At 71.7% G+C, this 13,733-nt stretch carries 11 protein-coding genes; 7 read left to right on the plus strand and 4 right to left on the minus strand.

The genetic code is table 11. The features are described 5' to 3' along the window. Positions 1 to 221 precede the first annotated feature (221 nt). The gene (locus tag ACFY9E_RS07030; RefSeq protein ID WP_390980066.1) at positions 222 to 2,678 is read left to right on the plus strand and encodes a DNA topoisomerase (ATP-hydrolyzing); all 2,457 of its coding nucleotides are present in this window, start codon (positions 222 to 224) and stop codon (positions 2,676 to 2,678) included. On the opposite strand, the gene ACFY9E_RS07035 is transcribed toward ACFY9E_RS07030, so the two are convergent. Then, entirely contained in the window at positions 2,675 to 3,790 is a 1,116-nt protein-coding gene (locus tag ACFY9E_RS07035) for a GTP-binding protein (RefSeq protein ID WP_390980068.1), read from the minus strand. The genes ACFY9E_RS07030 and ACFY9E_RS07035 overlap by 4 nt on opposite strands. Before the next feature lie 321 nt (positions 3,791 to 4,111). Between ACFY9E_RS07035 and ACFY9E_RS07040 the strand changes: the two genes are divergently transcribed. Then, positions 4,112 to 4,669, plus strand: coding sequence for a DUF6082 family protein (locus ACFY9E_RS07040; protein WP_390980070.1), 558 nt, complete (start codon positions 4,112 to 4,114; stop codon positions 4,667 to 4,669). A gap of 274 nt (positions 4,670 to 4,943) precedes the next feature. Further along, positions 4,944 to 5,171, plus strand: a complete 228-nt coding sequence (locus ACFY9E_RS07045; RefSeq protein ID WP_365258814.1) for a hypothetical protein — start codon at positions 4,944 to 4,946, stop codon at positions 5,169 to 5,171. 85 nt (positions 5,172 to 5,256) lie between these two features. Here the strand turns inward: ACFY9E_RS07045 and ACFY9E_RS07050 are convergent, their stop codons facing one another. Beyond that, positions 5,257 to 6,417, minus strand: a complete 1,161-nt coding sequence (locus tag ACFY9E_RS07050) for a citrate synthase (RefSeq protein WP_390980072.1) — start codon at positions 6,415 to 6,417, stop codon at positions 5,257 to 5,259. A 110-nt stretch (positions 6,418 to 6,527) separates the two neighbouring features. Here ACFY9E_RS07050 and ACFY9E_RS07055 point away from each other — a divergent pair, with 110 nt between their 5' ends. From ACFY9E_RS07055 to ACFY9E_RS07070, 4 genes are all read left to right on the plus strand, one after another. Then, complete coding sequence (locus ACFY9E_RS07055) at positions 6,528 to 7,787, plus strand: citrate/2-methylcitrate synthase (protein WP_390980074.1); 1,260 nt, start codon at positions 6,528 to 6,530, stop codon at positions 7,785 to 7,787. A 53-nt stretch (positions 7,788 to 7,840) separates the two neighbouring features. Continuing rightward, the gene (locus ACFY9E_RS07060; RefSeq protein WP_390980076.1) at positions 7,841 to 8,785 is read left to right on the plus strand and encodes a sucrase ferredoxin; all 945 of its coding nucleotides are present in this window, start codon (positions 7,841 to 7,843) and stop codon (positions 8,783 to 8,785) included. 166 nt (positions 8,786 to 8,951) lie between these two features. Next, on the plus strand, positions 8,952 to 10,625 hold the full coding sequence (locus ACFY9E_RS07065) for an ATP-binding protein (protein ID WP_390980078.1): 1,674 nt from the start codon (positions 8,952 to 8,954) through the stop codon (positions 10,623 to 10,625). Beyond that, positions 10,625 to 11,305 (plus strand): response regulator, encoded by a 681-nt coding sequence (locus ACFY9E_RS07070; protein WP_390980080.1) that lies wholly within the window; start codon positions 10,625 to 10,627, stop codon positions 11,303 to 11,305. The genes ACFY9E_RS07065 and ACFY9E_RS07070 overlap by 1 nt, the downstream gene beginning before the upstream one ends. 74 nt (positions 11,306 to 11,379) lie before the next feature. Here ACFY9E_RS07070 and ACFY9E_RS07075 read toward each other — a convergent pair whose 3' ends face one another. Together ACFY9E_RS07075 and ACFY9E_RS07080 are read right to left on the minus strand one after the other, a co-directional pair. Continuing rightward, on the minus strand, positions 11,380 to 12,972 hold the full coding sequence (locus ACFY9E_RS07075) for a cation acetate symporter (RefSeq protein WP_390980082.1): 1,593 nt from the start codon (positions 12,970 to 12,972) through the stop codon (positions 11,380 to 11,382). Further along, positions 12,969 to 13,529, minus strand: a complete 561-nt coding sequence (locus ACFY9E_RS07080; RefSeq protein ID WP_390980084.1) for a DUF485 domain-containing protein — start codon at positions 13,527 to 13,529, stop codon at positions 12,969 to 12,971. The genes ACFY9E_RS07075 and ACFY9E_RS07080 overlap by 4 nt, the downstream gene beginning before the upstream one ends. Positions 13,530 to 13,733 lie beyond the last annotated feature (204 nt).

The raw sequence follows: 13,733 nt of genomic DNA on the forward strand, positions 1-13,733 counted from the left end.
GAAGAGGCGTCCTGGACCGGCCCCTGGTCCCGGTTGTCAGTGCGGCGGTCCACAATGGTCGGCGTCAGATCCGGATCGCAGCAGCATGAGCGAGCCGCAGGGGCGGCCGGTGACGAGAGGGCGAGCGCGCGGAGGCCCGGAGGGCTGAGTACGGTCGACGTCGCGTCACCGACATGAACGCCCCACAGGCGAGCGACCAGTAACAGGAGGAGCCGGCAGCGATGGCCCGCCGCAGCACGAAGACCCCGCCGCCCGACGACTCGTACGAGGAGCGGATCCTCGACATCGACGTCGTCGACGAGATGCAGGGCTCCTTCCTCGAGTACGCGTACTCGGTGATCTACTCCCGCGCCCTGCCGGACGCACGCGACGGCCTCAAGCCGGTGCACCGCCGCATCGTCTACCAGATGAACGAGATGGGGCTGCGTCCCGAGCGCGGATACGTCAAGTGCGCTCGTGTCGTCGGCGAGGTGATGGGCAAGCTGCACCCGCACGGCGACGCGTCGATCTACGACGCCCTCGTGCGCATGGCCCAGCCCTTCTCGATGCGCGTCCCCCTGGTCGACGGCCACGGCAACTTCGGCTCGCTGGGCAACGACGACCCGCCGGCCGCCATGCGGTACACCGAGTGCCGGATGGCCGAGGCGACGAGCCTGATGACGGAGTCGATCGACGAGGACACCGTCGACTTCAACCCCAACTACGACGGCCAGGAGCGCGAACCGGTGGCTCTGCCCGCCGCCTTCCCGAACCTGCTGGTCAACGGCGCCTCGGGCATCGCGGTCGGCATGGCCACGAACATGGCGCCGCACAACCTGCGCGAGGTCATCGCCGCCGCCCGCCACCTGATCAGGTATCCGAACGCGGATCTCGACGCCCTGATGAAGCACGTCCCGGGCCCCGACCTGCCCACCGGCGGCCGCATCGTCGGCCTGTCCGGCATCCGGGACGCCTACGAGTCCGGCCGCGGCACGTTCAAGATCCGGGCGACGGTGTCGGTGGAGCCGGTGACGGCCCGCCGCAAGGGCCTCGTCGTCACGGAGCTGCCCTTCACGGTCGGCCCCGAGAAGGTCATCGCCAAGATCAAGGACCTGGTCGGCTCGAAGAAGCTCCAGGGCATCGCCGACGTCAAGGACCTCACCGACCGCGAGCACGGCCTGCGTCTGGTCATCGAGATCAAGAACGGCTTCGTGCCGGAGGCGGTCCTGGAGCAGCTCTACAAGCTGACGCCGATGGAGGAGTCCTTCGGCATCAACAACGTGGCCCTGGTCGACGGCCAGCCGCTCACGCTGGGGCTGAAGGAGCTCCTGGAGGTCTACCTCGACCACCGCTTCACCGTCGTACGGCGGCGCTCGGAGTTCCGTCGCGGCAAGAAGCGCGACCGGCTGCACCTGGTCGAGGGTCTGCTGACGGCCCTGCTGGACATCGACGAGGTCATCCGCCTGATCCGCTCCAGCGAGAACTCCGCGCAGGCCAAGCAGCGCCTGATGGAGCAGTTCTCGCTGAGCGAGGTGCAGACGCAGTACATCCTCGACACGCCGCTGCGCCGTCTGACCAAGTACGACCGCATCGAGCTGGAGTCGGAGAAGGACCGCCTCAACGCGGAGATCGAGGAGCTCACCCGGATCCTCGACTCCGACACGGAGCTGCGCAAGCTGGTCTCCAACGAACTGGCCACGGTGGCCAAGAAGTTCGGCACCGACCGGCGCACGGTCCTGCTGGAGTCGGGCGGTGCCCCGGTCGCCGCCGTGCCGCTCCAGGTGGCCGACGACCCGTGCCGGGTGCTGCTGTCCTCCACGGGTCTGCTGGCCCGCACCGCGAACGGCGAGCCGTTCGCGGAGGACGCCGGCGCCAAGCGTGTGAAGCACGACGTGATCGTCTCGGCGGTGCCGGCCACCGCCCGCGGTGAGGTGGGCGTGGTCACCTCGGCGGGCCGGCTGCTCCGGCTGAACGTGGTCGACCTGCCCCAGCTCCCGGAGACCCCGGCGGCGCCGAACCTCGCGGGGGGCGCCCCGCTGGCGGAGTTCGTCTCCCTGGAGGACGACGAGACGGTGGTCTGCCTGACCACGCTCGACGAGTCGTCGCCGGGCCTGGCGCTCGGTACGGCGCAGGGCGTCGTCAAGCGCGTGGTGCCGGACTATCCGGCCAGCAAGGAAGAGCTCGAGGTGATCACCCTCAAGGAGGGCGACCGGATCGTCGGCGCCGTCGAGCTGCGCACCGGCGAGGAGGACCTGGTCTTCATCACCGACGACGCGCAGTTGCTGCGCTTCCAGGCGTCCCAGGTCCGCCCGCAGGGCCGCCCCGCAGGCGGTGTGGCGGGCATCAAGCTCGCCGAGGGCGCGAAGGTCATCTCCTTCACGGCGGTGGACCCGGCCGTGGACGCCGTCGTCTTCACCGTCGCGGGCTCCCGGGGCACACTGGACGACTCCGTCCAGACCACGGCCAAGCTGACGCCGTTCGACCAGTACCCGCGCAAGGGCCGAGCCACCGGCGGCGTCCGCTGCCAGCGGTTCCTGAAGGGCGAGGACTGCCTGTCCCTTGCCTGGGCGGGCCCCGTCCCGGCCCTCGCCGCGCAGAAGAACGGCACGCCGGCCGAGCTCCCGGACATCGACCCGCGCCGTGACGGCTCGGGGGTGTCCCTGGCGAAGACGGTGTCGGTGGTGGCCGGGCCGGTCTAGGCCGGATCGGCGAGATCCTCCTCGGGCCCGCGCACGTACCGCAGGACGCCCCACATGCCGTGTTCGTCGGCGTGTGGGGTCTCGCTCGCGCAGGCCTCCAGCTCCTTGCCGAGGGCGGGGGCGTCGATCCCGGAGCCGATGAGGACCAGCTGGGTGAGGCGTTCACCGCCGGCCGGCCAGGGCTCCGGGTAGAAGCGCAGGAACCGCCCGACGGCATGGACGGCGTAGCGGTTGCGGACGTCGTAGGGCCCGAAGTCGACATAGCCCTTGATCCGATACAGCCCCTCGGGCCGGCTGTCCAGGAAGGTCATCAGGCGGCGCGGGTCGAGGGGGTCCGGCGAGACGAACGACAGACTGTCGTAGGCGGCGTGCAGGTGACCGGCGTGATGGTGCGGATGGTCGCCGGAGCCGCCTTCGCAGGGGTCGTCCTCGCGGGGGCCGTCCTCGCGGGGGTCGTCTTCGTGCAGGTCGTCGAAGGACAGCTGCCCGATGCGCTCCTCGCCGGGCCGGCAGTCGAAGAGGAACTCGGGGTCGATCCGGCCGTAGGAGGCCGGGACGACGGCGGCGCGGTCGACGAGGGACCGGACCAGCCCGAGGACGCGTTCGCCGTCCGCCGCCCGGTCCAGCTTGTTGACCACGACGAGGTCGGCCAGTGCGAGATGCCGGTCGATCTCGGGGTGCCTGGCCCGGGTGTCGTCGAACTCGGCGGCGTCGACGACCTCGACGAGCCCGCCGTACACGACCCCGGGATGCTCGCTGGCGAGCAGCATCCGTACGAGTTCCTGCGGCTCGGCGAGGCCGCTGGCCTCGATGACGATGACGTCGATGCCGAGAGAGGGCTGCGCGAGCCGCTCCAGGTACTGGTCCAGTTCGCTCGCGTCGACGGCGCAGCACAGGCAGCCGTTGCCGAGGGAGACCGTCGAGTCGCCGAGCGCCCCCGCCACCGCCATCGCGTCGATCTCGATCGCCCCGAAGTCGTTGACGATGGCGCCGATCCTGCTGCCGCCGCTGCGGTGCAGGAGGTGATTGAGCAGGGTGGTCTTTCCCGAGCCGAGGAATCCGGCCAGGACGGCCACCGGGATCTGCTGCGGTTTCGGACTCGGCTGGCTCACCGTGCGACCTCTCTCGCGCCGACGCGTGCACCGGCTCGCGTTCCCGGCACACAGGGGAAATGGGGATGCGGACCCAGGATACGAGCCGTGAGATCCACACCTGAGTGAACGATTGTTAGCACCACTCGCGGGGCAGATGTTGGGCACGGCGCCGGTTTGTGCGACCCTCGCTTCCCTCCGTGCGCCTCCTCTCCGCCTCCCCGCCGATCAGAGCCGCTCGGCACTCTGGGAGACGGCAAGCGCCGCCCACCGCTCGCCGGTCCCCTCCCGTCGACCCGCACCCCGACGACCGGCGGACGGCCGCCTGAACCGGGGGTTGACATGGCCACACAGAAATTTGGATTTCGAGGGCTGAGGGCCACCGCCTCGGCAGGGATGGGCCTGGCGGCGGGTGCCGCCGTCGCCCTGGCCCTGCAATGGCCCGCGTTCCACGCTTTGCGTGCCCGGATCGAGCACCTGGAGGAGGCCGCGCAGTCGCAGCGCCGGACCAACTTCGCGCACCAGCAGCGTCTGCACTGGGAGTTGCTGAGCAAGGCGATGGACGACCCCGAGCTGGCCGAGGTGCTCGACGCCTACGACGGCACCGTCTCCCCCGCCAGACAGCGCCAGTTCCTCTTCGCCAACGCCCTCTACACCAACGCCCTGTGCTACTACCGCATGGGCAACATGACCAGAGAGGAGTTCTTCGGCTTCGCCCGGAGCATGCTGCAGAACCCCCTCTTCAGGGAGTACTGGTACGCCAGCCGCCCACACCGGGCGACTCTCGCCGACACCTCCGACGAGGCCGGGCTCGGACGCATGGTCGACGATCTTCTCGTGCAGCTGGAGGAGACGGACCTCGACGAGTGGTGGGTGGTGGGGGACCCGCCGGGCGAGTAGCTCCACGCTCCGGCCGTAAGCACCGCACCGCGCGGGTCACTCTCCGGAACGCATCACACGGCTGGGCGGTAACGAACCCGTAAACCGGCGCGTTTCCCCAGGTGCCCACAAGGTTGACTACTGCGCATCCCGCGAACCGGGTCGACCACCGCCGAACCGCCGCTCCACGCCGCCCGGTTGTCGAGGCCGCGGCCCCACAGGGCCGCATCGCACCGCAGGCGCAGTGCGCACACGCCTCGAGATCAGAAGGAACGCAAGAACAGTGAGCCACATCATCCGTCGGATTGGCACCCCTCCCAGCGCCCGGGGCAGTGCGACTGGTGCCAATTGCCCCGATATCTTCGAGCTGTCCGACGGCAGGTTCGCTGTGATCGGCACGGACCTCACCGAAGAACTGGACGGGAAGCTCCCCGCCGACGCGTCCAGGGCGGACTACGAGCGCATCGTCGTGGTCTCCCGCAGGACCCTCATCGACGCGAAGGCGGACATCCCCGACGCCTGATCCCGCCGGCCCCCCCGCCGGCCGGACACCGAAGGCCCGGCACCTTCCGGTGCCGGGCCTCCTCACGCGCCCGCGAGGCCTTCGCTCAGACGGGTACCGGCGCCGGCGCCTCCGGGCCCACGTACCGTGCCACCGGCCTGATGATCTTCGTGTCCTGTGCCTGCTCCAGGATGTTGGCGCTCCAGCCCACCGCCCGGGCGGCGGCGAAGGTCGGGGTGAACATCTCGCGGGGCAGGCCGCAGAGTTCCATGACCACGCCCGCGTAGTACTCGACGTTGGTGTGCAGTTCCCGGCCGGGCTTCAGCTCCGCGAGAATCGCCTCGATGTGCCGCTCGACCTCGACGGCGAAATCCACCCTCGGTCCGCCGAACCCTTGCGCGACCTCGCGCAGCATCCGGGACCGCGGGTCCTCCGTGCGGTAGATCGCGTGCCCGAAACCCATGATGCGCTCACCGGCCAGCACTCGCCGGCGCACCCAGGAGTCGATGCGGTCCGGGGTGCCGATCGCGTCCAGGGTGTCCAGCGCACGGCTGGGCGCACCTCCGTGCAACGGCCCCGACAGCGCCGCAACGGCACCGGCGAGGCACGCCGCCACATCCGCGCCCGTCGAGGCGATGACCCTGGCCGTGAAGGTTGATGCGTTGAATCCGTGATCAATGGTTGAGATGAGGTAGTGCTCTATCGCGCGTGCGTGCTGCTCGGCCGGTACCGAACCCGTCAGCATGTACAGGTAGTTCGCCGCGTAGGACAGATCCTCGCGCGGCTCGACCGGTTCGAGCCCCTCCCCCAGCCGGTGCAGCGCGGTGAGCAGCGTGGGCACGGCCGCGGCCGCCTCGATCGTGTCCTGCCGCCGCCGGTCGGGGTCGATGTCGTACACGGGGCGGAACCCCTTCGCCGCCCCCAGCAGCGACAGTGCCGTGCGCATCCCCGCGAGCGGGCCGGAATGCCCGCCGGCCTCCGCGATGGCCGGCAGCGCCGCCCTCACCTCGTCCGGCAGCCGCCGCAGTGCGGCGGTCTCGGCCGTGAAGGCCGCGCCCTGCGCGGCGTCCGGCAGTTCGCCGTGCACGAGCAGGTGCCAGACGTCCTCGAAGCTGCGGGTCCGGGCGAGGTCGACGGCCGAGTACTGCCGGTAGTGGTAGAAGCCCTCGAGGCCGCGGACGTCACCGATCCGGGTGTCGGTGACGATCACACCGGCGAGCCCCCGAGGTGCTTCGACAAGAGTGGCTGCTGACCTGTTGACGGACATGACTTCCTCCCTGGACTTGATTTTGACTGTCCATGATTGACTCAATGCGTGTCAATATTGATTGAATCAATATGTCAGTCAATGGAATGCGGACGGATACGGTGACCCCCATGCGCGATCAAGAACCCGCCCCGAGGGACGCGGAACGGCGACTGAGCACCAAGGAGGCCGCCGGGCTGCTCGGCGTGAAGCCGGAGACCGTCTACGCGTACGTGAGCCGCGGCCAGCTCAGCAGCCGTCGGGGGAGCGGCGGCCGGGGCAGCACCTTCGACGCCGGGGAGGTCGAGGCGCTCGCCCGGCGCAACCGGCGGGAGAACGCGAGCGGTTCCGGCTCCGGCGGCGACCTGTCCGTACGCACCCGCATCACACTCATCGAGAGCGACCGCTACTACTTCCGCGGCGTCGACGCGGTCGACCTGGCCACCCGGCACACCTACGAGGAGGTGGCCGAGTGGCTGTGGACCGGCCGGATGCGGCCGGGTGGCACCTTCACCGCGCCCGCCGCCTCCGTCGCCGTCGCACGCCGTGCCGTCGAAGCACTGCCCGGGCACGCCGCCCCCACCGACCAGTTGCGGGTCGCGACGATCGCCGCCGCGACCGCCGACCCGCTGCGGTTCGACCTGTCCGAGCACGCCGTGCTCGGCGCCGCGCGCACCCTCATCCCCACGCTCGTGGCCGCCCTCCCCCCGGCGGGACACCATCGCCGCGACGAGGGCCCCCTGGCCCACCGCCTGTGGACCAGGCTGTCGGTGCACCAGGACCCCGACGAGGCGTCCCTGCGCGCCCTGGACACCGCCCTCGCCCTCCTGGTCGACCACGACCTGGCCGCCTCCACCCTCGCGGTGCGCGTCGCCGCCTCGGCCCGTGCCCACGCCTACGCGGCGGTCACGGCCGGGCTCGGCGTGATCGAGGGCCCGCTGCACGGCGCGGCCAGCGGCCTCGCCCACCGGCTGCTGCAGGACGTCCTCGACCAGGGCGACGCGGCACCCGTGATCGCGGGCGAACTGCGCGCCGGCCGCCGCATCCCGGGCCTCGGCCACCGCCTCTACCCCGGCGAGGACCCACGCGCGCGTGCCCTGTTCGCCCTCCTGGAGCAGATCCCGCGCGCGGAACCCGCCCTCCTCGCGGCGCGCGACATCGTCGCGACCACCACTCGCCACGCCCCCCTGCACGCCAACGTGGACCTGGCGCTCGCCGTCCTCACCGCGTCCTGCGGCATGGCCCCGGCCGCGGGCGAGACGATCTTCGCCGTGGCCCGGACGGCGGGCTGGATCGCCCACGCGCTGGAGGAGTACGGCGAACGCCCGCTGCGGATGCGGCCGAGCGGTCTCTACGCAGGTCCGAAGCCGCCGCAGCCACTGCCGGAGTAGAGCAGGGCGGGGCCGAAAGTCGCTGCGGCCGAAGTCAGGTTAGGCTCACCTCTGTGAGTACGTGCTCAAGCGTCTCCCGGGACACCGACGAGCCCGTTTCGGGAACCGCCGCCACCGCGAGGACCTGGCTGTTGCTTGAACAGCCCGGTCCGTGGGGTGCCAAGGCGCTCACTTCGAGCCACCTGGACCCCGCACTGGGGCGTGCCCTGGAGGCGGCCGCGAAGGACACGGGCGTCCGGATCGCGCTCATCCGCCGCCCCGGGCGCCACGCGGACCGCCGCATGCCCGCCGCCCGCCGGGTGTACGCCGCCCACGTGGTCCCGGGCAACGTGTGGCTGCGCAGCGCCTCGACCTCGGACCCCGCCGAACTGCTCGATCTCGACTTCGCCGCACTCGGCCGGGGCGACCACCGCGTCTTCGACGCGCGGCTCGGCGGCCGGGCCCACGACGGTGACCCGCTCGCCCTCGTCTGCACCAACGGCAAGCGCGACCGCTGTTGCGCCCTCCTCGGCCGGCCCCTCGCGGCCGAACTGGCGACGTCCGGAGTCGAGGGCGTCTGGGAGGTCACCCATCTGGGTGGTCACCGCTTCTCCCCGACGGTGCTCGTGCTGCCGTACGGATACGCCTATGGCCGGGCCGAGGCGCACTCCCTCAAGGAGGTCCTGCACGGCGCGCGGGAGGGGCGGATCGTCGTCGAGGGCTGCCGGGGCGGTTCGGCCTGGGAACGACCCGGTCAGGCGGCCGAACTGGCCGTGCGCACCGCGACCGGCGAGTACACCGCCGAGGCGCTGAGCGTCGTCCGGACGGCCGGTGCGGCGTCCGGCTGGGAGGTGACCGTCGCCCACGCCGACGGACGCCGCTGGCAGGTCGAGGTGGCCCAGGGCGCGGCGCTCCCGCCCCGCGCGGAGAGCTGCGGGGCGTCCGTCCTGGGCTCACCCGCGCGGATGGACGTGGTGGCGGTGCGCGAGGTGAGGATGACGACGGCGCTGGCCGGCTGACCGCCCGGCGTGCCTCTTCGGGCGGCGCGCACCGTCCGGCGCGGACGCCTCGCCCGGTGTCGTCGCCGCCGCTCCGGACATCGATCACGCCGGAGCGGACATTCATCTGGAGATCCACGCCACACCCGTCTACGGCAGCCGGCCGGCCGCACGTACCGTCTTGGGTATGAGCCCCACTCCCTCCGCGCGCCGCCTGCGCCTCGGCCTGCCCCGGCGGGTGTTCTCGCAGGTGTTGCTGATGCAGGTGGCGATCGCCGCGGGAGTCGCGGTCCTCGCGACCGGGCTGTTCCTCGCGCCTCTCAGCAACCAGTTGGACGACCAGGCGATGCGCCGCGCGCTCGCGATCGCGCAGACGACGGCGCAGCAGCCCGGGCTGGCGGAAGAGGTCCGGGACACGCCTCCGTTGCCGAACGGCCCGGTGCAGAAGGAGGCGGAGCGGATCAGGAAGGCCACCAAGGCCGAGTACGTCGTGGTGATGGACTGGCGGGGCGTGCGCTGGTCCCACACGGACCGCAGGCAGATCGGCGGCATCGTCTCGACCGACCCCGGCCGGGCCCTGGCCGGCAAGGAGGTCATGGAGATCGACAGCGGCACCCTGGGACGCTCCGCCCGGGGCAAGGTGCCGCTGCGCGACAGCGACGGCACCGTGGTCGGCGCGGTTTCGGTCGGCATCGCCTACGACAGCGTCCGGGCCCGGTTGATCCACGCGATCCCGGGGCTGCTCGCGTACGCCGGCGGTGCCCTGGCCGTGGGCGCGCTGGCCGCGTGGCTCATCTCCCGGCGGGTCCAGCGGCAGACGAGGGACCTGGCCTTCTCGGACATCGCGGCGCTCCTGTCGGAACGCGAGGCGATGCTGCACGGCATCCGCGAGGGTGTCGTCGCCCTGGACCGCACCGGCCGCATCCGCCTCGTGAACGACGAGGCACAGCGCCTGCTGGGACTCGGCGAAACGGTGGTGGGCCGTTCCCCCGACGAGGCGCTCGGCGCGGGCCGTACGGCCGATGTGCTGGCCGGACGCGTGACCGGCACGGATCTGCTCACCGTGCGTGGTCAGCGGGTACTGGTGGCCAACCGCATGCCCACCGACGACGGCGGCGCGGTGGCCACCCTGCGCGACCGCACCGAGCTGGAGCAGCTGGGCCGTGAACTGGACTCCACCCGTGGCCTGATCGACGCCCTGCGCGCCCAGGACCACGAGCACGCCAACCGCATGCACACGCTGCTGGGCCTGCTCGAACTGGAGATGTACGACGACGCCGTCGAGTTCGTCGGCGAGGTGGTCGGCGACCACCGGGCCACCGCGGAACAGGTCACCGAGCGGATCGAGGACCCGCTGCTCGCCGCCCTGCTCGTCGGCAAGGCGACCGTCGCGGCCGAGCGGGGCGTCGCCCTGTGGGTGTCGGACCGGACCCGGCTACCCGACCGGCTGGTCGACCCGCAGGGGCTCGTCACCGTGGTGGGGAACCTGGTGGACAACGCCCTCGACGCCGTCGCCGGCAAGCCGCACGCGCGCGTGGAGGTCGAACTGCGTGCCGAGGGCCGTACGGCGATCCTCAGGGTGCGCGACACGGGGCCGGGGATCCCACCGGAGCACCGGGAGTTGATCTTCACCACGGGATGGTCCACGAAGAAGCCTCCGGCCCACCGGGAGCGGGGTATCGGACTCTCCCTGGTGCGCAGGCTGGCCGAGCGGCAGGGTGGCAGCGCGACCGTCGGGGAGGCGCACGGCGGGGGCGCGGAGTTCACCGTCGTCCTGCCCGAGGCGCTGACCGAGCCGGGTCCCGAACCGGCCGCGCTGACCGTGCCGCCAGCTCCGCAGACCGCCGAGGAGGAGTCGTGATGATCGAGGTCCTGGTCGTGGACGACGACACGAGGGTGGCGCGGGTCAACGCCGCCTACGTCGAGAAGGTGCCGGGCTTCCATGTGGCCGGGGAGGCCCACAGCGCCGCGGAAGCACTGAGCCTGATGGAGACGTCGCCGCGGCTGGACCTGGTGCTCCTGGACCACTATCTGCCGGACGCGACGGGACTGACGGTCGTGCAGGAGATGCGGCGGCGCGGCCACCAGGCCGACGTGATCATGGTGACGGCGGCCCGGGACGTCTCCACCGTGCAGGCGGCGATGCGGCACGGCGCGCTGCAGTACCTGGTCAAGCCGTTCGCCTTCGCCGGCCTGCGCGCCAAGCTGGAGGCCTACGCGGAGCTGCGCCGCACCCTCGACGGCGGCGGGGAGGCCGAGCAGGCCGAGGTGGACCGCATCTTCGGGGCCCTGTCGGCCTCTTCGGAACCCGACCTGCCCAAAGGTCACTCCCCCACCACCGCCGAGCTGGTCCGTCAGTCCCTGATGAGCGCGGACGGGCCGCTGTCCGCCCTGGAGATCGCCGAGCGGACCGGGGTGAGCCGCCAGACCGCGCAGCGCTATCTGAAGCTCCTGGAACGCACGGGGCGGGCCAGACTGACCCTCAAGTACGGCGACGCGGGCCGCCCGGAACACCGTTACGTCTGGGCGACCCGCGGGTAGGGCATCCGGCCCTCGGCCTTTGTGCGGCCTCGGCCGACGGGGGCCGTCCCGGCCGTGGACAGAAGCCACCGGCCCTACGCCGCTCCCGCCCCGGTCAGCGACCGCACCTCGGTCTCCGCGTGCTTGGCCTCGTCCGGGGCCTCGGTCGAGGTGACGGTGCCCAGCCAGCCCGCGAGGAACCCGAGCGGGATGGAGACCAGGCCCGGGTTCTGCAGCGGGAAGTACTGGAGGTCGATGCCCGGGAAGAGCGAGTCGGGGCTGCCCGAGACCACCGGGGACAGCACCACGAGGACCACGGCCGGGACCAGGCCGCCGTAGACGGCCCACACGGCGCCCCGCGTGGTGAAACCGCGCCAGAACAGGGAGTACAGCAGCACCGGCAGGTTCGCCGACGCGGCGACGGCGAAGGCCAGGCCCACCAGGAACGCCACGTTGAGATCCCGCGCCAGCAGGCCCAGCGCGATCGCCACCGCACCGACCCCGACGGCCGCCACACGGGCCACGGTCACCTCGCTGCGCGGCTTCCCGCCCCGGCGCCGCAGGGACGCGTACAGGTCGTGGGCCACGGACGCCGAAGACGCGAGCGTGATGCCGGCGACCACGGCGAGAATCGTGGCGAAGGCGACCGCGGCGACGATCGCGAAGAGCACCGTCCCCCCGGTGGATCCCGCCCCACCGCCCAGATCGAGCGCCAGCAGCGGAACCGCCGTGTTCCCCGCCGCGTTCGACCCCCTTATCGCGTCCGGCCCCAGGATGGCGGCCGCACCGAACCCGAGCACGATCGTCATCAAGTAGAAGCCGCCGATGAGCCCGACGGCCCAGACGACCGACCTGCGGGCTGCGCGCGCCGTGGGCACGGTGTAGAAGCGGGACAGGATGTGCGGCAGCCCGGCCGTGCCCAGCACCAGAGCCAGCCCCAGACTGATGAAGTCGAAACGGGCGGTCCAGTCCCCGCCGTACTTCAGCCCGGGCGCCAGGAACGCCTCCCCGTGCCCGCTGCGCTCGGCGGCCGTGAACAGCAGCCGGTCCACGTCGCCGTGGAAGCGCAGCAGGACGAGCACCGTCAGCGCGACGGTGCCGCCGAGCAGCAGGACGGCCTTGACGATCTGGATCCAGGTGGTCGCCCGCATCCCTCCCAACGAGACGTAGATCACCATGAGCGCGCCGACCCCGATGACCGTCCAGGCGCGCGCCGCGTCGCTCGTGCCTCCGAGCAGCAGCGCCACCAGACTGCCCGCGCCGACCATCTGCGCCACCAGGTACAGGACGGACACGGTGACCGAGGACGTCCCCGCCGCGATCCGCACCGGCCGCTCCCTCATCCGCGCCGCCACGACGTCGGCGAGCGTGAACCGTCCGCAGTTGCGGACCAGTTCGGCGACCAGGAACAGCACCACCAGCCACGCCACGAGGAACCCGACGACATACAGCAGCCCGTCGTAGCCGAACAACGCGATGAGCCCGGTGACCCCCAGGAAGGAGGCGGCCGACATGTAGTCGCCCGCGATGGCAAAACCATTCTCCATGGGTGAGAAGAGCCGCCCACCCGCGTAGAACTCCTCCGCCGAGCCACGCCGGTTGCGGCTGACCCAGGTCGTGATCCCCAGCGTGACCGCGACGAACACGCTGAAGAGCAGCAGCGCCAGCGTCTGGTGTTCCCCCGTCACGACCCACCACCGTTCACGCCACGCGTCAGTTCCTGTGTGTCCCAGCGCAGTTCGAGCGCTGCCCGGTCCCTGCGCAGCCGCGCGTGCCGTGCGTATGCCCAGGTGAGCAGGAACGTGGACAGGAACTGCCCGAGCCCCGCGACCATCGCGACGTTCACCGCTCCCGCCACGGGCCGCGCCATCAGCTCCGGCGCCGTCGTGGCAGCCACGACGTAGCCCACGTACCAGGCGAAGAAGGCCGCGAACGCGGGCACCACGAACCTCCGGTACCGCCTCCTCACCTCCTGGAAGGCCGCACTGCGCTGCACTTCCAGATACACATCGGCCGCTGCGGTCCCCGTCTCGCCCTGCGCCCGCGCCGGCGGAATCACCGCCGGGGCGGGCACCCCGGCATCGGCCGACTCGCCCCAGCCGGAGGCGAGGGCGTCGTACCAGGGATCCTCGTACCTCGGCTGTCCGGCCTCCTCGGCTCGGACCGGGTCATGACCGTCGAGAGGTTCGGCCCAACTCTCCTGACCGGCCCCGCCGTCGCGGGGACGGCCCTTGCTTGGCTGCATGCCCAAGGATGGACAGAACGGGAAGTTCCCCGACTCTTCTTCCCCGCGCTCTTCACCCCATCAGGTGACGGAACCGCTGGTGGCCGCACGCGCCCCGTCGCGTGGGCGTAACGCACCGCCTGTGCACGGTCCTTGGTCCCCGTCTTGGTCGGGAACGCGTCGATGTGGGTCTTCCGGGACAACGCCCGGGCGAGCAGTGCCGCC

It is taken from the genome of Streptomyces sp. NPDC012466 (assembly GCF_042955215.1).
Lineage (GTDB): Bacteria > Actinomycetota > Actinomycetes > Streptomycetales > Streptomycetaceae > Streptomyces.